Genomic DNA, 20576 nt, shown 5'->3' with positions numbered 1-20576 from the left:
CCATGGATGGCGCCTACGAGCCCCCAGGGATGGGTTTACGGCGTGTCCTGCCAGCCCACACCGCCCCGCCCAACTCACAGCAAGCCAGAGCCGCCTTTGATCTTGCTTCGGCTTCGGCTTGAAGCAGGTGCAGGGCTGCAAGCCCTGCCGAACCACCCTCCCCTTTGCGCATGTAAACGATTCCAGCGCATTTCAGCGAATCATCATTCGGCAGACACGTCACTGCAATATTGCGCAGCAGCATGCGCAACCCCTCCAGCCATGCTAAAAATCGCCCCGCCATCGCTTAGATCGATCCAAGCGAATTCAGGGATGGCCCGGAGTTGGGGACCGGAACAGCACGTACCCGAGCACCAGCGCGCCGCCCCAGGCAGCCGCGCGGCTTAGCAAAAATCGGCATCACAGATTAGATCGATTCAAGTTCCGCGTCAGTCACCGGATCAATCCAAGAGAGGGAGAGATGGCAATGAAGCATTCAACTCGTAAGCACGGTCGCGACACCTTGTCGCTCGCCGTCGCGCTGGCCCTGGCCGCAGCCGTCGCGCCGACCGGCGCCGCTGCCCAGCAGGCCACCGCACAGCCGACCACCGGCGGTACCGATGCCACCACCCTGGACAGCGTCCAGGTCACCGGCTACCGCTACGCGATCGAAAAGAGCCTGCAGCAGAAGCGCGACGCCAACGCCGTGGTCGAAGTGATCACCGCCGAGGACGTCGGCAAGTTCCCCGACAAGAACGTCGCCGATTCGCTGCAGCGCGTGCCCGGCGTGGTCATCACCCGCGATGGCGGCGAAGGCAAGAGCGTCAGCGTGCGCGGCCTCGATCCGGACCTGACCCTGACCCAGTTGAACGGCAACTACATCGCCACCTCCGAAACCAACGATGAGGCCAGCCGTTCGTTCAACTACACCCTGCTGCCGTCGAACATGCTGTCCAGCGCCGAGCTGTTCAAGTCGCCGGAAGCCCGCATCGACGAAGGCGGCATCGGCGGCACGGTCATCCTGCACACCCGCCGTCCGCTGGAGATGGAATCCAACTCCGGCTACGTGACCCTGGAAGGCGTGTCTTCCGATACCCACCAGGACGTTGATCCGCAGGCGTCGGCGCTGTACTCCTGGCACAGCAAGGACGAGCGCTTCGGCGTGCTGGTCGGCGTGACCCAGCAGAAGCGCACCAGCCGCACCATGGAAGTGAGCACCGAGAACTACCAGTGGTACGGCACCGACGTCGACGCCCGTGATGTCAACGGCAACGCCCTCACCCAGGGCGGCATCAACTACTGGTGGGGCAACTCCGGCTTCAACGACCAGTTCGGGCACAACTACAGCGACTTCTTCATGCCTACCTCGGTGAACTTCGCCGTGAAGGAAGAGGAGCGCGAGCGCAAGGGCGGCCAGCTGACGTTCCAGTTCAAGCCGGTCGACAACCTGACCCTGACTGCCAACTACTTCCGCTTCGAACTGGACGGCAACTATGCGCAGAACATGCTCAAGGTGCCCGAGTGGAACATGGCGCGCTACAACGGTGACGGCAACTGGGCCGGCGGCCGCCTGCTCAACGGCCTGACCTTCGACCCCAGCGGCACCGTGGTCACCGGCGCGCAGTTCGAGAAGCTGCCGGGCAAGGCCTATTACTGCAGTGAAGACGAAGCCGCGGCCGCCGGCCTGGCCCCGGGTGGCTGGGGTCCGGATGACTGCACCATTCCGACCCCGCAGATGTCCGGCGGCTACAGCCGTGAGAAGGCACTGTCGCAGACCGCCGACCTGACCATCGACTGGGACATCAGCCCGCTGTGGAAGGCCTCCTTCAGCGGCGGCCGTACCTGGTCCGAAGGTGGCCCGTCGATGAACTTCCGCATGTCGGCCAAGCCGCGCCGCCGCGTCAATGGCGTGTGGGAGTCCGGCAACCAGTACACCGCGTGGGACCTGACCGGCACCCCGACGCTGACCGTCTCGCCGAACCTGCAGGAGGTGCTGATGAACGGCATCGCCGAGGTCGACACCGGCTCGACCGATTCGTCGTGGATGCAGACCGAGGTCAAGCAGAACCACTTCCAGGCCGACGTCACCAAGATGTTCGAAAGCGGCTGGCTGGACTCGATCCAGTTCGGTGCCAAGTACCGTGACGGCAAGGTCCATCGCAACACCGGCAACACCTACTGGGTGTGCAAGGGCGCCGATCCGGCTGACTACGACAGCCGCTACCAGGCGGGCTGCGACAACACGGCCGGCATCGCCCAGCCGGGCTTCTTCCTGTCCAACCCGATCACCGGCATCGCTGGCGGCTTCAATGCGAATGTGTTCCCGGGCATCAACTTCCCGGCCTACATCGACCACCTGAACTCCACCTACGGCCAGTCGCACAACCGCGTCGAGGACGACTTCGTCTACAACGTCAACGAGAAGATCTACTCGGGCTACTTCCAGGCCAACTTCCGCACCGAGCGCCTGCGCGGCAACGTCGGCGTGCGCGTGGTGCGGACCGAGCAGTTCGCCCAGTCCAGCGATTCGATCGAGCGCTTCAACGATTACTTCCTGGACAACGCCTCCGGCGCTCCGATGTCCTGCAATGATCCGGCGGCGGCAGCCTTCCCCACCTATGGCTGCGAAAGTGGCTTCGTGCGCCTGCCCGATGCCCTGGCACGCGAGAAGACGTACGAGCTGATCGGTTCGGATCGTACCTACACCGACGTGCTGCCCAGCTTCAACATCGCCTGGGACATCACCGACACGCTGGTCCTGCGCGGCGCGGCGTCGAAGGTGGTGGCTCGTCCGAGCTACACAAGCATCGCCGCACCCGGCAGCCTGAGCTACTACAGCGCCGAGTACGTCAACGATCGCCGCGTCGCCGGCGGTGCGCCGACCGAAGGCTGGGCCGGCAGCGGCAGCAACAAGAACCTCGAAGCCTTCAAGGCCACCCAGTACGACCTCGGCGTGGAGTGGTACTTCATGCCGGGCGCCGTCGCCGGTGTCGGCCTGTTCCGCAAGGACATCGGCAACTTCACGGTGCCGATCGTGCGTGACGTGCAGATGGAAGTCGGCGGCGAGATGCTGACGGTGCAGGACTACAGCACCCAGGCCAATGGCCGTGACGCGGTGTCGCAGGGCGTGGAAGTCTACGGCCAGTACACCTTCGACTTCGGCCTGGGCGTGCAGGCCAACTACACCTACAACGACACCAACCTGGCCTCGATCGAGCTCAACGGCGAGAACCTCGGCGCCTCGCCGCTGGTGGGCAGCGCCAAGAACCAGGCCAACCTGACGGTGTTCTACGAAACCGACCGGTTCCTGGCCCGTGCCTCGTACAATCGTCGTGGTGAAGTGGTCGGCGGCCTGGTCAACGGCATGACCCAGTACACCGAACCGTACGACCAGCTGGATCTGAACGTGGCGTACAACTTCACCGAAGCGCTGACCTTCACCGCCTCGGTGCTCAACGCCACCAAGTCCGAGCAGCGCATCTACCTGGGCAGCGACACCCAGTCCCGTTTGATCTCCAACCTGTACTCGGGCCGCCAGATCTACTTCGGCGCGACCTACAAGTTCTAAGCCGGCACAACGGTCCTCCACGGCAGCCACGCTTTTACAGGTGGCTGCCGTTTTCTGTAGAGCCGAGCCCATGCTCGGCTCTACAGGAGCAGGTTCCCGCGATCAGAACGTGAACACATACTCCAGCGCGAACTCGCGCCCGACCGCACCCAGCAGGCGGGTCGGCGCGAAGTCGTAGTCCGCCTTGTAGGGATCCTTGTGGTTCCAGCTGGCGGCATTGAAGGCGTTGTTGACGTACGCGTTGACCTTGATGTGCTCGGTCACCTGGTAACCGACGTTGAAGTTCCAGGTGATGAACGGCCCTACCCGGCCGTAGTAGCGCGAGGTCTGCTGCCCCGCATTGGGGTTGGGGTTGGCCGAGCCATCGGGCCGGGTCAACGGCTCCAAGCAGTTCAACGACGGGCTGTCACTGGGTACATAGCCATCGGCGAACGGCAGGCAGCCACCGGGGTTGTCCAGGCGGTCGGTGCCCCAGTGGTAACGCACGCCCGGCACCGAACCGACGCGGTCTGCGTAGACATTGGCGTTCCAGTGGCCGTGCTGCCAACCCAGGCTGGCGCGCAGTTTGCTGCGCAGGTCGCGGTCGCGACGCTCGGGATTGGGATCGTTGGCGTAGCGCTGCTCCTTGGTCGAGAGCTGGTTGGTGTAGTTCACGCCCAACTGGAAGCTGCCCCACGCAGCGGTTTCCAGCCGGTAGCGTGCGGTCAGGTCGATGCCGCGGACCTCACGGCTGGCCAGGTTGAACGGGCCGCGCTCAATGGAGACGAGGCGACCATTGCTGTCACGGTTCACGCGCGCGAGGATGCCGGCGCAGTATTCGCCACCGGCCGGATTGGCCCAGGGCGTGCCGTCGATGTTCTTGCCGGTCAGGCAGCCAGCCTCACTGGCCAGCACCTCGTCGGCACCCACGTCGACGATCATGTCCTGCAGCTTGATCGCCCAGTAGTCGGCACTGACCGACAGGTTCGGCAGCACATCCCAGACAAAACCGACGGTCCAGGAATCACCGGTTTCAGAACGCAGCAAGGGCGTGCCGCGGCGGTTCACATCAAACGCGTACCAGACATCGGGATTGCCCGCGCCGCACTCGTTCACCAGGTAGGCGCCACTTTCGATGCAGCGCAGCCGATCATAGGTCAGCACCTGCGAACTGCTGGGCTGGCCCAGCAGGTAGTGCATGTCCGGGGCGTGGAAGCTGGTGGCATAGGAACCACGCACCAGCAGCGACTCGAACGGTCGCCATTCCAGGCCCGCATTCCAGGTGGTTTCCTTCTGGCTGCCGATGCTCACCGCGTCGGCGCTGTCATCGGCCTTGTAGCTGCCATAGCGGTCGTAGCGCGCCGCGGCGGTGGCGATCAGGCTGTCGGCCAGTGGAATCTTGAACTCCACGCCGGCCGAATAGCGCGTGCGCTCGCCACCGCCACGGTCGACGTTCTGCAGGTCGAAGTCGATGCCAGCGCGCGGGTCGGGACTGAGGTGATAGCCCTGCCGCGCGACTTCAGCCACGGCGGCAAACGAAACCGGCCCGGCCCAGCCCTGGAACAGTTCGCCGGTGATGTCCGCCGAGGCCTGGTTGACCCACGACGAGGCGCGGTTGCGCGCCACCGTACCCATCTGCCAGTACTCGTCAGGAGTGATCGGGTTCCACCAGCGCGATTCGTTCAAGGCGTAGATCGCTTCGCCGTCCGCCGTGGTGCCCAGCCGCGGGCCCAGGAAGAAGTCATACGATTTCTGCTCGTCCACCACGTTCTGCCGCTCTTCCACGCGGTAGTAGGAGCGCCCCACCGACGCACTCCAGTCGAAGCGGTCTGCCAGGCGACCGCGCAGGCCCGCGCTGACATCCCAGGACAGTTCACGGTTGGTATTGCGCAGGGTGTCCAGGCCACCCACCTCGTTGGGGGTGAACTGGCGCACGCCCAGAATCGGGCGATCGCGGTTGGCATCCCAGTAGTAGCCGTTGGCATCGTCGACGAGGGTGACGCTCGGCGGATTGGTGCCCCACAGCGCTTCGGAACGGTACACGGCCAGATTGCTCCACGCCTGCAGATCGTTGCCGAAGTCGAACGTGGCATACAGGTTGCCGGAGAGGTTCTCCGAGCCACCGGTCAGCAGCCAGTTGGCGTAGTCGGCGCTCATGCCGCACAGGCGCCCGGTGTTCGTCACGGTATTGGCGTTGTAGTTGTAGACCAGGCGATCAGCGGTGTAGTACTCGCCGTCGAACTTCTCGCAGGTTCCAGTGGGGGGTGCCAGGCGCTCTCCGGTGCCGGGGTCGATGAGCGCCAGGCCGGCCGTGGGTCGGAACCCGACCTTGCGCTGCTCCATGTTCCAGGACGGATACGGCGCATCGTCGGCATCGTCCATCTGCGGCCGGTCCCGGCCGAACAGCGGATCGCGCTTGGTGTACTGCAGCGCATAGGTCACGCTCCAGTGGTCGCCGGTCTTGCCGCCGGCCCAGGAAAGATCCCAGGTGTCCCGACCGCCTTCGGTGGACGTGCCGCCGCGCACGCGCACTTCATCACCGTCGTAGTTGGTCTTGAGAATGACGTTGACCACGCCGGCGATCGCATCCGAACCGTAGATGGCCGAGGCGCCACCGGTCAGCACTTCGATGCGTTCCACTGCGGCGGCGGGAATGTTGCTGTAGTTGGAGAAGTTGGTCTCGCCGCCATAGGGCAGCGGGTAGTCGGCCACGCGTCGACCGTTGACCAGCAGCAGGGTCCGGTTCGGGCCCATGCCGCGCAGGTTCAGGCCGCTGGCATTGGGCGTGTGCGAGCCCCACTGCGACGCGGCTTCGACGGTGCCGGTCGCTTCGGTCAGCGTCTTCAACGCGTCGTAGACGGTGACAAAGCCTTCCTTCTGGATCTGCTGGGCGGAGATCACGTTGACCGGGGCCGGTCCTTCGACACTCGCGCGCTTGATGCGCGAGCCGGTGACGGTGACCGCATCCAGATCTTTCGTGGCGGAAGTACTGTCGGCGTCCTGTGCACTGGCCGCCAGCGGCAGCAGGGCCAGCAGCAAGGCCTGGGACAACAGATGACGACGGGTACGGACGGACTGAGCCATGGGCAGTTGCTCTTCGTTGGTGTGGGCGCGCAGATGCGAGGAACAGCGGCACTACAGAGACGACGACCCAAGGCGATTGCATCGATCCATACCGGATCCGCGCCCTCCCCTGTGGATCGATCCAAACTAAAGCATGGCTGAACAAGGCTTGGCATCACGCGGCGCAGCAATGCACGCCACGCAGTCGTAAAAGACCGCATGTCTATCCCAGAATCAATGACTTGCGATGCACGGATGTGCGGCGATGGCACAACGACGTGACACGATCACGACAAGTACGCGCGGAACGGTGTTGTCCGTTCCTTGCCGCCGCCGGCTACGGCTGGGCTGGACCAAACTGCCCGTTGCGAAGTGCATAGTGGCTCGTCGCACGACCCTCGGGGCCGTCGCCCCACCATTCGACCGTGAAACCATCTTTTGTCCAGATGACAGACGAGAAGTCGGACTCACTATCGGGAGCACCGGAATCCTGGCTGGCCAATGCCAATGTCTGCAGGCAACTGCTGACCAGAACCGCGCCGCGTTCGACGGGACGGGTTGGCGTCAATTCGTAGACATGCAGATGGACTTCACGCCCCGCTCCGCACCGCCCCATCCGGTTCTCGGGGTTTGAATCGAAGACCTGGTACAGCGCACGGAACCGCCGGTTGCCGATCATGTGCACCCGTGTATCGACAAATGCACCCAGCGCCCCGGGCGACAGCATCACGCCGTCCGCTCCCCAACCTACGCCATGGTGCCCAGAACTGGCACCGTTCCATATCCAGTTTGACCGATGCCCGTCCTCCGCCAGAACTCCGGGAGCTGGCAGCAGACAGGAGAGGAGCAGAAATAGTCGACGCATGTGCAAATCGATCGATGCAGGAGGGCAAGTCGACTGTCGACAATCTGGGGCAGATCTTCCACCCAGAAGCACCGCTGGCCCTGCATACCGTCATCCGGCGCGCTGGCGTTTCCCCTGCATGAGCCGAAAACGACACTTTCCTGCTAGCTGATGCGCCGCTCAGCCGGGGTCAGAGCCGCGCAGCACCAGCCTCCGGAACTGCGTGCCGAGAGCTCTCCAACGTCAAAGCAAAAAAGCAGCAAAAGGCGACAATGCATGCACACCGCATCGAGATCTCATGCACTCTATCAACGTCGATCATCTGGTCACCGCATCACGCAGGACCACAGATGCGCGAAACAAGACGCATCAGCGCCGGTAACTGCAGCAATCAACGAGGTGAAGAATGCCAGCACTTTCAGAGTTTTCGAATGTGGCGAGCACTGCAATCAATGTAGTGATCAGAAAGGGGTATCGGGTATGGTTCATGGAAGAGACCGAAACCTACTGCGCCGAGAAGGATGGCTGGGATTTCATGGCCGACTCACCTTGTTCGCTGCTTGGCATCATCAGCATCTATGAGTTCAAGAACCCAAGCAGATATGAGGAGTATTGGTGGCGCGATGAAGGCACTTCAGGAGGCCAGCTGAGCTCCACGCCACCTCGCTATACATCGGTTACGGATACGCAGGCGTAGCTGAGTATCAGACCGACTGCCTCTAGCGAGGTGACACGATCACGACATGTGCGCGCGGAACGCGTTTGTCCGCATCCATCGCATTTGGCCATCCGGGGTCAGAGCCCTTCTGCGAAGGAATCCGACTCCGTCCTTGGCGCTCAGCCGTCCAGCGCCTTGCGCAGTGCGGCCACCGTGGCGGTGCTGGTCTGGCTCCAGTCCGGGTCCAGGCCGCGCAGCACCGGGTTCTGGAACTGCATGTCCGAGCGCCGCAGGCCCTTGGCCGAGGCGTGCAGTTCTGTGCAGCCCGTGTGTCGGGCAACCGCGGCGATGTTGGCCGGGCCCAGGCCGGCACCGGCCATCACGCTGATGCGCCCCGCCGCCTGGGTGACCAGCCCGGCCAGCACCTTGCTGCCGGCCTCCGCGCTGACCTGCCCGCCCGACGTCAGCACGCGCTGGCAGCCGAGGCCGATCACCTGCTCCAGTGCCGCGGACAGATCGCGGGTTGCATCGAAGGCGCGATGGAACGTGACCTGCAGCGGCCCGGCGGCCTGCACCAGCTCGCGACACAGCGGCAGATCGATGTCACCCTGCGCATCCAGCGCGCCGACGACCACGCCATCGCAGCCGAGTGCACGGCACTGCGCGATGTCGCGCAGCATCAGCTCGGTTTCCAGTGCGTCGTAGTGGAAATCGCCGGCACGTGGACGCACCAGCACGAACAGCGGAATGGTCAGGCGCTCGCGGGCCGTGGCAATGCTGGCGAAGGACGGCGTGGTGCCGCCTTCGGCGAGGTTGTCGAACAGTTCGATGCGGTCCGCACCACCGGCCTGCGCGGCAAGCGCCGAGGCCACCGAATTGCTGGCGATCTCCAGGCCCAGGCGCACGCTCACGCCTGGGTGCTCGTGTAGATCGACGCCGAATCGCGCAGGTCGTCCTGGCGCTGCCCGTCGCACACCGCGTAGACGAAGCCGCGATGCAACGCGTACGCGCCGACTTCGCCCTGCTTGTTCATCGCCAGGAAGCAGACCTGCAGCGTCTTGCTCGCCTCGGGGCGCTTGCGCACCACCCGGTCGATGGCCTCGCGGCAGGCCTGGGCCGGCGTGCGCCCCTGGCGCATCAGCTCGACCACCAGGAACGAGGCCGCGTTGCGGATCATTTCCTCGCCCACGCCCGAGGCCGTCGCCGCGCCCACCTCGTTGTCCACGTACAGGCCGGCGCCGATGATCGGGCTGTCGCCGACGCGGCCGTGCAGCTTCCAGGCCATGCCACTGGTGGTGCAGGCGCCGGCGAGGTTGCCCCTGGCGTCCAGCGCCAGCATGCCGATGGTGTCGTGGTTGTCGCTGTTGCCGGGGATGCCGCGGCGCTCGGCGTTGATCTGCGGCTGGTACTTCTCGGTCTTCAGCCACTCGCGCCAGGCCGCCTCGGCCTGCGGCGTCAGCAGGTGCTGGCGCTCGAAGCCCTGCTGCACCGCGAACTGCTGCGCGCCCTCGCCCACCAGCAGCACGTGCGGGCTGTTCTCCATCACTTTGCGGGCCACCGACACCGGGTGCAGGATGTCCACCAGCGCGGCGACCGCACCGCAGCGACCATCGCCGTCCATGATGCTCGCGTCCAGGCTCAGCACGCCGTCACGATCCGGGTTGCCGCAATGGCCGACGGTGGGATTGCACAGCTCGCTCTCGGCCCAGCGCGCACCGGCTTCAACAGCATCCAGCGCGCTGCCACCGTTGGCCAGGACCTTCCATGCCGCCTGGTTGGCCGGCACGCCGAAATCCCAGGTTGAAACGACCTTCGCTCCGCCCTGCGCGCGCGCCTGCGCGCTCGGCAATGCCGCCATGCCCGCGGCCAGTGCTCCGGCCTGAAGGAACTGCCTGCGATCCACCATGTCCGCCTCCGTCGTCCGTTCCGCCGCCGGCAGGCTGCCGGCAGCCTTGCTGTTGTTCTTATGCCGGCGTGCGCGCCGCGTGCCAGACCGCCGCGCCGAGTACGCCCAGCTGGCCGTGTTCGACGCGCCACACCGGCACCTGGCGCAGCACGTCGGTCAGCACGCCCTTGTTGAGGAAGCGCTCGCGGAAGCGGCCATCGGCGAGGAAATCCTGCACGTGCGCGGAGATGCCACCGGCCAGATAGACCGAGCGCGCGCCCACGGCGATCGCCGCATCACCGGCCAGGCTGCCCAGCCACGCGCAGAACACCTGCAGGGTTTCCACCGCCAGCGGATCCTCGCCACTGCGCGCCGCGCCGATCAGCGCCTCGGTGCTGTGCCACTGCGGGGGCGCGCCGCGCAGTTCGCACAGGCACGGGTAAAGGTTCATCAGGCCACTGCCGGACAGCACGCGTTCGTTGTCCACGTGCGGCCAGCGCTGCAGCAGCTGGCCCAGCACCTGCAGCTCCAGCGCGTTGCCGGCGCCCAGCGCCGCGTGGCCGAGTTCGCTGGCCAGCACAGGGCGGTCGCCATCGGCAAAGCGCAGCGCGGCGCCAAGGCCGGTCCCCGCGCCCAGCACCAGCGCCGGGAACGCCTGCGCCGGATCGGCATCGCCGTTCAACGGCACCAGGGTGTCGGCCTGCAGGTAGGGAATGGCCAGCGCCACCGCTTCAAAATCGTTGATCAGCTGCAGTTCCTGCAGCCCGGACTGCGCGCGGGTGGTCGACAGCGAGACCGTCCACGGCAGGTTGGCGTTGATCAGCACATCGCCATCGAGCAGACCGGCAATCGCCACCACGGCCGTGCTGACCGGCTGGCCGAGGCTGGCAGTGAAATCGGCGAGGATCGCGGCCAGGCTCGGATGATCGGCGCAGGCGTAGGTGCGGTAGCTGCCCAGTCGCGGGGTCTGCCCCGGCGTGGTCTCGGCCAGGGCCAGGCGGGCGAAGGTGCCGCCGACGTCGGCCACCACCAGGCTGCGCGGATCATGGCCGTGGGGGGTACCGCTGCCAGCGGAAGGGCTGGCCAGATCGGAAAGTACCGGGGACGCTGCTGCAACGTTCACACTGGCCTGCTTGAATCGATTGAATCGTGTCGATTCTCAGGCATTGAACGCGCTTTGCCAACGCTGCGGGACCGGGTGCAGCGAACCTGCACCCGGACCGGCCTGGATCAGGGCTGGGCCGTCTGCAGGCTGTAGCGGGTGGTGGCGGTGAACACCGCGCCATCGGGCTGGGTCGAGCGCACCTCGATCTTGTGGCTGCCCACCTCGAGGTTGGTCGGCAGCGCGCCACGCCACAGGTGCGGCGATGCGGTGGCTTCCGGCGAACGATCATAGCCGCGCAGGACGTCGGTCGTGTCATCGGCCACGTTCTCCACCAGCAGGCGCGGGTCAGGCTGGCTGACCTGCTTCATCGCCTGCCAGGCACCGCCGTCAACGCGGAACTCGACCACGCTGGTGTCCTCGCCCATGTACACGTTGGCGTACACGCCCCATGCCGGGTAAGCCCCCTGGCGCAGCACCTTCGGCGCATGCAGGCCGATCTGGTCGCTGGCCGGGGCACCGGCCACGCGGTACTGCAGGCGGTAGCTGCCGTTGCCGGCCACGTCCAGCAGCGCGTAGCCCTTCGGCGTGCCATCGCTCATGGTGCTGTCGGGTACGCCCGCAGCATTCTTCACGCCCGACCAGAACGCGCCGCAGTTGGCACCGACGTTGTACTCGTGCAGCGGCTTCTCACCCTGCCAGCCCTCGGCCTTGCCGTGGTAGACGTGCTGCTGGGTGTGGCTGTGGCCGCTCAGCACCAGCACGTTGCGGAAATCCTTGAGCAGGTCGAACAGGCGCTGGCGGTCGGCGTGGCGGAAGGTCTCGCGACCCGGCGCAGCGTCGAACAGCGGGATGTGCATGCCCAGTACCAGCAAGCGGTCCTTGCGCAGGCCCTTCAGGTAGCCGGCCAGGAAGGCGAACTGGTCCTCGCGCAGGCCGCCGACGTACTTCGGCTTGGCGTTGGGGTCGTAGACCACGTCATCGAGGAACACGAAGCTGGCACCGCCCTCTTCCACCGCGTAGGTGTCCGGGCCGTAGATGTTGCGCCAGCTGTCCAGCGAGTGGTCGTCGTTGGCGGCATCGAAATCCAGGTCGTGGTTGCCCGGCACATGGAACCACGGCACGCCCAGTTCGGTGGTGACCTTGTTGATGGCCGGGTACAGGCCCAGGTCGTCGTTGACGATGTCGCCCAGGGTGGTGCCCAGGCGTGCCTTGGTCTGGCCCACCAGCGGCGCCACGATGGACTGCTGGTAGTAGCCGATGTCCTTCAGGCTGGCCGTCTGCGAATCGGTGAAGACCAGCATCTGGAAGCCGCGGCGGCTGTCATGGCGATCGGACTGCAGGGCGAAATCCCAGCCACGGTCGGCCGCGCCGGTGGCGGCGATGCCGCCGTACTTCAGGGCCGGCGAACCGTTCGGGCGGTAGTGGCGCCAGAACGTCGGCAGGCCGTCGGCCGCCTTCGGGAAGCTGTAGGCATCGGGCTTGATGACGAACACGGTCTGCCCGTCGCGCACCGGCAGGCTGTAGCTGCCGTCGGCCGCGGTCTTGACGATGGTCTCGCCGTTGGAGACCTGCACCCCGGCCAGGCCCGGATCGGTCGCGCCGCGCCCGGGCCTGCCGTCGCGTTCGAGATAGACCTTGCCACTGACCACCGTGTCGGCGGCCCAGGCCGGCGAAGTCAGCAACAGGCAGCACAGCCAGGCGGCGGGCAGTTTCATGGGGGCGGTCCGGGAAAGAAAGACCGCCCATTGTAGAGTCGAGCTTGCTCGACTGTCTTGCAAAGGGCAGTCGAGCAAGCTCGACTCTACAGGTAGGTGCGGACCGTTGGTCCGCACGGCCCCATCATCGCCCGCGTGTCCGGTAGGTGCGGACCGTTGGTCCGCACGCCCCATCAACGGTGGCGCATTTCCAGCACATCGCGGGCGTCCTGCAGCGACAGCCCGCGCGCGCGCAGCAGCACCAGCAGGTGGTACAGCAGGTCGGCCGATTCGCCCAGCAGGGCCTCGTCGTCCTGCGCCACCGCAGCCAGCGCGGTTTCCACGCCCTCCTCGCCCACCTTCTGCGCGATGCGGCGGATGCCACCTTCGAACAGCGAGGTGGTGTAGCTGCCCGGCGGACGCTGTGCCTCGCGCACGGCCACCAGCTGGCCCAGGCCGCCGAGGAAATCCTTCGGCGCGCCATCGAAGCAGCTTTCAGCACCGGTGTGGCAGGTCGGGCCGGCCGGGCGTGCCAGCACCAGCACGGTGTCGGCATCGCAGTCCACGCTGATCGACTGTACCGCCAGCACGTGGCCGGACTGCTCGCCCTTGGTCCACAGGCGCTGCTTGCTGCGGCTGTAGAAGGTCATGTGCCCGGTCACCTGGGTGATGTGCAGCGACTCGGCGTTGACATAGCCCAGCATCAGCACCTGCAGTGTGTCGGCATCCTGCACCACGGCCGGCAGCAGGCCATCGCCCTTTGCCCAGTCCAGCGATTCCAGCGCCTGCGGCGACGGGCGTACTTCAATAGACATCTCGAACCTCGATCTGCTGTTCGCGCAGGTAGCGCTTCAAATCTGCAATGGCGATGGCACCGCTGTGGAACACGCTGGCAGCCAGCGCGCCATCCACGTCGGCCTGGTCGAAGGCCTGGGCGAAATGCTCCATCGCACCGGCACCGCCAGAGGCGATGAGCGGCACGTTGCACAGCGCACGGGCCTGGCGCAGCTGCTCCACATCGTAGCCACGGCGCACACCGTCGCTGTCCATGCAGTTCAGCACGATCTCACCGGCACCGAGGCGCTGCGCCTCGACGATCCAGTCCAGCGTGCGCAGCGGCACGGCCTGGGTCTTGTTCGGGTCACCGGTGAAGCGACGCACGCGCCACTGGCCATCGTCCTCGCGCACCGAATCGACGCCGACCACCACGCACTGCACGCCGAACTCTTCGGCCAGTTCAGTGATCAGTTCCGGGCGGCCCAGCGCGGGCGAGTTGATCGACACCTTGTCAGCACCGGCAAACAGGACCCGGCGCGCGGTATCCACGCTGTTGATGCCACCGGCCACGCAGAACGGGATGTCGATCAGGCGCGCGATGCGCTCGATCCAGGCCACGTCCACCGAGCGTGCCTCGGGGCTGGCGCCGATGTCATAGAACACCAGCTCGTCGGCACCCTGGTCGCGGTAGCGCTGGGCCAGCTCGGCGATGTCGCCCATGTCGACGTGGTCGCGGAAGCGCACGCCCTTGACCACGCGGCCATCGCGCACGTCCAGGCAGGGAATGATGCGGCGGCTCAGCATGCCAGCGCCTCGCCCAGATCCATGCGCTGTTCCAGCAGCGCCTTGCCGAGGATGGCACCGCCGCAGCCGGCAGCACGTGCTTCGGCCACGTCGGCCACGTCACGGATGCCACCGGACGCCTGCACCGCCACGCCCGGCAGCAAGGCCGACAGGTGCGTGTACAGGCTGATGTTGGGGCCGGCCAGCATGCCGTCGCGGGCGATGTCGGTGCACAGGAGGTGGCGCATGCCGGCGCGCGCGTAGCGCTGGGCCAGGTCGTCCAGGGTCACCCCGGCATTCTCGGTCCAGCCGTGCACCGGCAGCTGCCACTGGCCCCGCGCGTCCTGGCGGGCGTCGAGGGCAATGGTGATGCCTTCGGCGCCGAACTCATCCAGCCAGCCCAGCACTTCGTCGGGGCGGCGCACGGCCAGCGAGCCGACCACCACCCGGTTGGCACCGGCATCGAGGATGCGCGCCACGTCATCACGGCCACGCACGCCGCCACCGGTCTGCACCTGCAGCGGGGTGTTCTGGCGGATCGACGCCAGCAGCGGGGCCAGGGTGTAGCCGCCGGCGCGAGCAGCGTCCAGGTCGACCAGATGCATCCACTGCGCGCCCTGCGCGGCAAACGCCTGCGCGCGCGGCAGCGGATCGTCGCCGTAGGAGGTTTCCTGCGCGTAGTCGCCCTGGCGCAGGCGCACCACGCGGCCTTCGCGGATATCCAGTGCGGGGTAGACGGTGAAACTCATGCAGCAGTGCCCTCGAGGAAATTGCGCAGCATCAGCGAACCGGTATCGCCGGAACGCTCGGGGTGGAACTGGGCGCCGAAATAGCGGCCCTGCTCGATCACGGCGGTGAACAGGCCGCCGTGGTCACAGGCGGCGACGGTGTGGGCGTTCAGCGGTGCGGCGTAGCTGTGCACGAAATAGGCGCTGGAACGGTCCGGCACGCCCTGCAGCAGCAGTGACGGGCGCAGTGCCAGCAGCCGGTTCCAGCCCATGTGCGGTACGCGGATGCCACAGGCCGGCACCAGCTTGCGCACCGTGCCGGGAATCAGGCCCAGCGCATCGACGCCGGTTTCCTCGGAGCGCTCGAACAGCAGCTGCATGCCCAGGCAGATGCCCATCAGCGGCACCTCCAGACGGCGCAGCGGTTCAACCAGGCCCTGCGCATGCAGGCGCTGCATGCCCGGTGCGGCCGCACCGACGCCGGGCAGGATCACCCGCTGTGCGCCGACCAGGCCCTCGGCATCGCGTACCAGGCGCACATTCGCGCCCAGTCGCTCCAGCGCGTAGCGCACCGAACCGAGGTTGGCACCGCCGGCATCGATCAGTGCAACCTCGCTCACAGCGCCCCCTTGGTGGTCGGCAGCGCGGTGCCCTGTCGGGCCAGCGCCGGGCGCAGTGCACGTGCCAGCGCCTTGAAGCAGGCTTCGACCTTGTGGTGGTCGTTGTCGCCGCGCACCTGCAGGTTGAGGTTCAGGCCGCTGGCATCGCACAGCGAACGGAAGAAGTGCGGCACCAGCTCGGTCGGCATGTCGCCTACGCGCTCGCGCTTGAACTCGCCTTCGAACACGAAATACGGGCGGCCGCTGAAATCCAGCGCGGCGCTGGCCAGGGTCTCGTCCATCGGCAGGGTGAAGCCGTAGCGGCCGATGCCGCGCTTGTCACCCAGCGCCTCGCGCAGCGCCTGGCCCAAGGCCAGCCCGGTGTCTTCGATGGTGTGGTGCTCGTCGATGTGCAGGTCGCCCTCGGCCCGGATGTCCAGGGCGAAGCCGCCGTGCTTGCCGATCTGCTCCAGCATGTGGTCGAAGAACGGCAGGCCGGTCGAAATGTGCGCGTCGCCGACGCGATCCAAGTCCAGTTCGACGCGGATCCTGGTTTCCTTGGTATTGCGCTGGACCACGGCGGTGCGCGGTGCATCGGCCAGGGCGTGGGCGATACCCGCCCAGTCCCATTCACCACCGAACTGTTCGGTGCGCAGCTGGAAGCCACGGATGTTGAGGTTGTCGGCGAACTGCAGGTCGGTGATGCGGTCGCCGACCATGCCCGATCGCGCCCAGTCGATGCTGCGGTCCTGCAGGTAGGCGGTCATCAGGCCGATGCCCGGCTTGCGGGTGGGTGCGTTGTCCTGCGGCCAGCTGCAGTCCACCAGCACGTCACGGAAGCTGATGCCCTGGCTTTCGAAGATCTGCAGCATCAGGTCGTTGGGGCCATCGAAGCTGGCGCGCGGGTAGCTTTCGCTGCCCAGGCCGTCCTGGTTGGTGACGATGACGAACTGGTAGCCGGCGTCGCGCAGCTTCAGCAGCGCGGGGATCACCTGCGGCACGAAGCGCAGCTTTTCGTAGGCGTCAATCTGGAAGTCGGCCGGCTCCTCGATGAGGGTGCCGTCGCGGTCGATGAACAGGATGGGGGTCATGCAGCAGCCCTCCGGGCCGACAGGGCCGCGAGCACGCGGTCGTTTTCTTCTGGACTGCCGATGCTGATGCGCAGGGCATCGCCCAGCTGCGGCGCGGCGCGCTGGTCACGCACCACCACGCCGGCGGCCAGCAGCGTATCGAACGCGGCCTGCGCATCGGCGAAGCGGACCAGCAGGTAGTTGCCGGACGAGCGGTACACGCGACGCACGCCGGGCAGGCCCGGCAACGCGGCAAACAGACGGTCGCGCTCGGCGATGACCGTGGCCACGCGCTCGGCGGTACGCGCCAGCGCGGCCGGCTGCAGGGCCTGCACGGCCAGCTCGGCACACGGTGTCGGCACCGGGTACGGCGCCTGGCAGCGACGCAGCACGGCAATCAGTTCCGGCGCAGCAATCAGGGTGCCGATGCGCGCCGCAGCCAGTGCGTGCGCCTTCGACAGCGTGCGCAGCACGGCGACGTTGGCGTGCGCGGCCAGCAGCGTGGTCGCCGACGCGCGCTGCGCATATTCGACGTAGGCCTCGTCGACCACCACCAGGGCCTGCCCGCGCAGCGCGGTGGCCACGCGTTCGATTTCGGCCAGGCCGATATCGCTGCCGGCCGGGTTGGACGGCGCGCACAGGAACACCAGCTTGGCGCCCTGCGCCTGTGCCGTGCCGATGACCGCGTCGAGGTCGGCACGCAGGCCGTCTTCGCCATCGACCAGCGGCACGTCGATCAACGGCGCACCCTGCAGGCGCGCACAGACCGCGTACATGCCGAACACCGGCGAGGTCACCAGAACACCGTCACGGCCGGGCACGCACAGGGCGCGCACCAGCAGGTCGATGGCCTCGTCGCTGCCCCGCCCGACCAGCAGCTGCTGCGGCTGCACGCCATACAGCGCCGCCAGGCCTTCGCGCAGCGCCAGCGGCTGCGGCTCGGGGTAGCGTCGGCTGCTGCCGGCGCTGTCGGCTGGATTGGCCCAGGCCGATTCGTTGGCATTCAACCACACCTCGCCCTGCACGGCCGCGCTGCGCGCCGAGCTGTAGCCGGCAAAGGCCTGCAGGTCCGGGCGCACCAGCGCCAGCACGTCATCGATGACGGCGCTCATGCGGCAGCCTCCATGCGCAGGGCCACCGCACGTTCGTGCGCGTCCAGGCCTTCGGCGCTGGCGATGATGCGCGCGCAGCCGCCGATCGCGGCGAGGCCGGCGGCGCTGGCGCTCTGCACGCTGATCAGGTTCTGGAAGCTGGCGACGCTGACGCCGCTGTAGGCACGCGCGGCACCGGCGGTGGGCAGCACGTGGTTGGTGCCGCTGCAGTAGTCGCCCAGTGCTTCGGGGGTGTAATCACCGAGGAAAACCGAGCCGGCAGCCTGCACCTGGTCCAGCCAGTCACGCGGTTCGCGCAGGGCGAGGATCAGGTGCTCGGGTGCGTAGCGGTTGCTGATCGCGAAGGCCTCCGCCAGCGTATCGACCTGGATCAGGCGTGAGGCCGACAGGGCCTGGCGTGCGATCTCCTGGCGCGGCAGCAGCGCGACCTGGCGCTCCACTTCTGCCTCGACCGCAGCGAGCATCGCCGCATCGTCGGTCAGCAGCAGCACCTGCGAATCCGGGCCGTGCTCGGCCTGCGACAGCAGGTCAGCGGCCACGAACGCCGGACTGGCACCGGCATCGGCGATGACCAGCACTTCCGAAGGACCGGCCGGCATGTCGATGGCGGCGGCGCCGTCCTGCGCGACCTGCTGCTTGGCTTCGGTGACGAAACTGTTGCCCGGCCCGAACAGCTTGTCGCAGGCCGGAATGCTGTCCGTGCCATAGGCCATCGCGGCGATGGCCTGGGCACCGCCCAGCTTGAATACGCGCTGCACGCCGGTCAGGCGCGCGGCCACCAGCACCGCCGGATCGGCCGTGCCATCGGCGCGCGGCGGCGTGCACAGCACGACCTGCGGGCAACCGGCCAGCTGCGCCGGCACACCCAGCATCAGCGCGGTGGACGGCAGCGGTGCGCTGCCGGCCGGCACGTACAGGCCGACGCGGCCGATCGGCCGCAGCATGCGTTCGCAGACCACGCCGGGCGCGGTTTCCACCGCATAGCCCTTGCCCATGCCCGCTTCGTGGAAGCGGGTGATGCGCGCGGCGGCTTCGACCATGGCCTGGCGCAGTTCGGCCGGCACGGCGGCTTCGGCCGCAGCGAACTCCGCCTCGCTGACTTCGAAGGAAGGCAGTTCGACGCGATCGAAACGTGCGGTGATGGCGCGTAGCGCCTCGTCGCCCTGTGCCCGCACCTGCGCGATCAGCGCGGCCACGGCATCACGGGTCTGCTGCGCCACGGTCTGCACCGGGCGGGTCAGCGCCGCGCTGCGGGCGGCTTCATCGAGTTGTGACCAGATCAGACGATTCATGCCAGCGACCGCTCCACGCTCAGTACCATCAGGCCCTGTGCGCCGGCGCGCTCCAGTTCTTCCATGCGCTGCCAGGTCAGCGGACCCGGGCACATGGTCTGCAGGCGCAGTGCACCGCCATCAGCAGGCAAACGCACCAGCGGTTCGGCATCGGCCAGCAGCTGCGCCAGCGCGTCCACGCGGTCCTCGCTGGCGCGGAACATCAGCAGCTTGCGATCCTGCTTCTGCACCACGCCGTCCAGACGCCGCAGCAGCATGCTGCGCAGCCCGGCGCGGGCATCGTCCGGCACGCGCACCGCACCGGCCAGCACGGCTTCGCTGTCCAGCAGGTTGTGCACCGGGGTGAGCTGGTTGGCGCGCAGGGTGGCGCCGCTGGAAACCAGGTCGCAGATCAGTTCGGCGGTGCCCAGGCGCGGTGCGATTTCCACCGAGCCGGAGAGTTCGACCACCTGTGCGTCCACACCCTGCTCGGCCAGCCACTGCTTGAGGATGGCCGGGTAGCTGGTGGCGATGCGGGTGCCGGCCAGCTGCGCCGGGCCTTCCCACTGCCATTCCTCGGGCACGGCCAGCATCAGACGGCACTGGCCGAAGCCGAGCCCACGCAGGGCCTGGTAGGCGTCGGGCAGGCCGATCTGGCGGCGTGCGGCGGCCTGCTCGTCCAGTTCGTTGCGGCCGACGATGCCGAGGTCGCAGACGCCGTCGGCGATCAGGCCGGGAATGTCGTCGTCGCGCACCAGCAGCAGGTCCACCGGCAGCGATTCGCCGTAGCAGAACAGCTTGTCGCGGCTTTCGCGCCAGCTCAGGCCGCAGGCGCTGAGCAGGTTGCGGGCGGGTTCGGCCAGACGGCCACTCTTCTGGATGGCGATACGCAGCCGGTCACGTGCCGGCGCTGCCTGGGTTGCACTCATGGGGGAGGTCTCTAAGTTCGGAACGGGGCGCGGATCAGCGCGAAGCAAGGCGGTCGACGGCGGCGGCATAGCCTCGATGGCCATGCTCGAGGGTGCGTGCCACCCGTCCGGTGGTGGTCACGCTGACGCCGGTTCGTTCGTGGATCTCGCGGTAGGGCACGCCCTGCTGCAGCAGGGGGACGACCTTCCAGCGGTCGGCCATGGCTTCGAGCTCGGCCGGGGTGCAGAGGTCGCGCAGGAAGGCGAGCACCTGGTCGGGTTCGCGCAGGGCGGCAAAGGCCTGGGCCAGGGAGTCGAGGTCGGCCTGGGGGTCTTTGGCGGCGATGTCGGGGCGGGCTTTCACGGGGTGGAGTTCTTGCATCAATGTAATAGCGCGCTAGTACATTAGCGCATTCTTGCGCAGTGCGTCAAATTTGGGATTGGGGGCTTGGCAGGGCTGCTGCCCTGCACCCGCTAACGCCAAGGTCAACGGCAAACGCTGGGGTACTGAGGGTTGGGGGGGGGGGGGGGGGGTGTGGGGGGGCGGGGGGAC

Annotated in this window: 17 protein-coding genes; 2 read left to right on the top strand and 15 right to left on the bottom strand. The window is 67.2% G+C overall.

Translation table 11 applies throughout. The annotated features are described in order from the left end of the window. Positions 1–460: 460 nt before the first annotated feature. Positions 461–3547, top strand: a complete 3087-nt coding sequence (locus IAE56_RS15265) for a TonB-dependent receptor (protein WP_200753106.1) — start codon at positions 461–463, stop codon at positions 3545–3547. A 102-nt stretch (positions 3548–3649) separates the two neighbouring features. Here the strand turns inward: IAE56_RS15265 and IAE56_RS15260 are convergent, their stop codons facing one another. Beyond that, the gene (locus tag IAE56_RS15260) at positions 3650–6610 is read right to left on the bottom strand and encodes a TonB-dependent receptor (RefSeq protein WP_200753105.1); all 2961 of its coding nucleotides are present in this window, start codon (positions 6608–6610) and stop codon (positions 3650–3652) included. A gap of 316 nt (positions 6611–6926) precedes the next feature. Then, positions 6927–7316, bottom strand: a complete 390-nt coding sequence (locus tag IAE56_RS15255; RefSeq protein WP_234456117.1) for a hypothetical protein — start codon at positions 7314–7316, stop codon at positions 6927–6929. A gap of 604 nt (positions 7317–7920) precedes the next feature. Here IAE56_RS15255 and IAE56_RS15250 point away from each other — a divergent pair. Next, positions 7921–8130, top strand: a complete 210-nt coding sequence (locus IAE56_RS15250; RefSeq protein ID WP_200753103.1) for a hypothetical protein — start codon at positions 7921–7923, stop codon at positions 8128–8130. A gap of 140 nt (positions 8131–8270) precedes the next feature. Here the strand turns inward: IAE56_RS15250 and IAE56_RS15245 are convergent, their stop codons facing one another. The 13 genes from IAE56_RS15245 to IAE56_RS15185 form a co-directional block, all read right to left on the bottom strand. Further along, the gene (locus IAE56_RS15245; RefSeq protein WP_200753102.1) at positions 8271–9002 is read right to left on the bottom strand and encodes a copper homeostasis protein CutC; all 732 of its coding nucleotides are present in this window, start codon (positions 9000–9002) and stop codon (positions 8271–8273) included. Further along, entirely contained in the window at positions 8999–9997 is a 999-nt protein-coding gene (locus tag IAE56_RS15240; RefSeq protein ID WP_200753101.1) for a N(4)-(beta-N-acetylglucosaminyl)-L-asparaginase, read from the bottom strand. Before IAE56_RS15240 ends, IAE56_RS15245 begins: the two co-directional genes overlap by 4 nt. 58 nt (positions 9998–10055) lie before the next feature. Next, positions 10056–11099: a glucokinase gene (locus IAE56_RS15235; protein ID WP_200753100.1), complete on the bottom strand. Its 1044-nt coding sequence runs from the start codon at positions 11097–11099 to the stop codon at positions 10056–10058. 107 nt (positions 11100–11206) lie between these two features. Next, positions 11207–12796: a calcineurin-like phosphoesterase family protein gene (locus IAE56_RS15230; RefSeq protein ID WP_200753099.1), complete on the bottom strand. Its 1590-nt coding sequence runs from the start codon at positions 12794–12796 to the stop codon at positions 11207–11209. A gap of 173 nt (positions 12797–12969) precedes the next feature. Further along, entirely contained in the window at positions 12970–13590 is a 621-nt protein-coding gene (gene hisIE, locus IAE56_RS15225; protein WP_108768706.1) for a bifunctional phosphoribosyl-AMP cyclohydrolase/phosphoribosyl-ATP diphosphatase HisIE, read from the bottom strand. Beyond that, positions 13580–14356 carry an imidazole glycerol phosphate synthase subunit HisF gene (gene hisF / locus IAE56_RS15220; protein WP_200753098.1) on the bottom strand — a complete coding sequence of 259 codons (777 nt, stop codon included), beginning with the start codon at positions 14354–14356 and terminating at the stop codon, positions 13580–13582. The genes hisIE and hisF overlap by 11 nt, the downstream gene beginning before the upstream one ends. Beyond that, positions 14350–15084, bottom strand: a complete 735-nt coding sequence (gene hisA, locus IAE56_RS15215) for a 1-(5-phosphoribosyl)-5-[(5-phosphoribosylamino)methylideneamino]imidazole-4-carboxamide isomerase (RefSeq protein ID WP_200753097.1) — start codon at positions 15082–15084, stop codon at positions 14350–14352. Before hisA ends, hisF begins: the two co-directional genes overlap by 7 nt. After that, complete coding sequence (hisH, locus tag IAE56_RS15210; protein WP_108768703.1) at positions 15081–15683, bottom strand: imidazole glycerol phosphate synthase subunit HisH; 603 nt, start codon at positions 15681–15683, stop codon at positions 15081–15083. The genes hisA and hisH overlap by 4 nt, the downstream gene beginning before the upstream one ends. Further along, complete coding sequence (hisB, locus tag IAE56_RS15205; RefSeq protein ID WP_200753096.1) at positions 15680–16753, bottom strand: bifunctional histidinol-phosphatase/imidazoleglycerol-phosphate dehydratase HisB; 1074 nt, start codon at positions 16751–16753, stop codon at positions 15680–15682. The genes hisH and hisB overlap by 4 nt, the downstream gene beginning before the upstream one ends. Further along, positions 16750–17844 carry a histidinol-phosphate transaminase gene (gene hisC / locus IAE56_RS15200; RefSeq protein WP_200753095.1) on the bottom strand — a complete coding sequence of 365 codons (1095 nt, stop codon included), beginning with the start codon at positions 17842–17844 and terminating at the stop codon, positions 16750–16752. The genes hisB and hisC overlap by 4 nt, the downstream gene beginning before the upstream one ends. Beyond that, on the bottom strand, positions 17841–19136 hold the full coding sequence (hisD, locus tag IAE56_RS15195; protein WP_200753094.1) for a histidinol dehydrogenase: 1296 nt from the start codon (positions 19134–19136) through the stop codon (positions 17841–17843). Before hisD ends, hisC begins: the two co-directional genes overlap by 4 nt. After that, positions 19133–20044: an ATP phosphoribosyltransferase gene (gene hisG / locus IAE56_RS15190; protein ID WP_079221702.1), complete on the bottom strand. Its 912-nt coding sequence runs from the start codon at positions 20042–20044 to the stop codon at positions 19133–19135. Before hisG ends, hisD begins: the two co-directional genes overlap by 4 nt. A gap of 34 nt (positions 20045–20078) precedes the next feature. Beyond that, complete coding sequence (locus IAE56_RS15185) at positions 20079–20387, bottom strand: YerC/YecD family TrpR-related protein (RefSeq protein WP_108768699.1); 309 nt, start codon at positions 20385–20387, stop codon at positions 20079–20081. Positions 20388–20576 lie beyond the last annotated feature (189 nt).

It is taken from the genome of Stenotrophomonas sp. S41 (genome assembly GCF_016624625.1).
Taxonomy (GTDB): domain Bacteria; phylum Pseudomonadota; class Gammaproteobacteria; order Xanthomonadales; family Xanthomonadaceae; genus Stenotrophomonas.
Note: the sequence above shows the minus strand (reverse complement) of the source record. Positions and strands in the feature narration are given on the sequence as shown.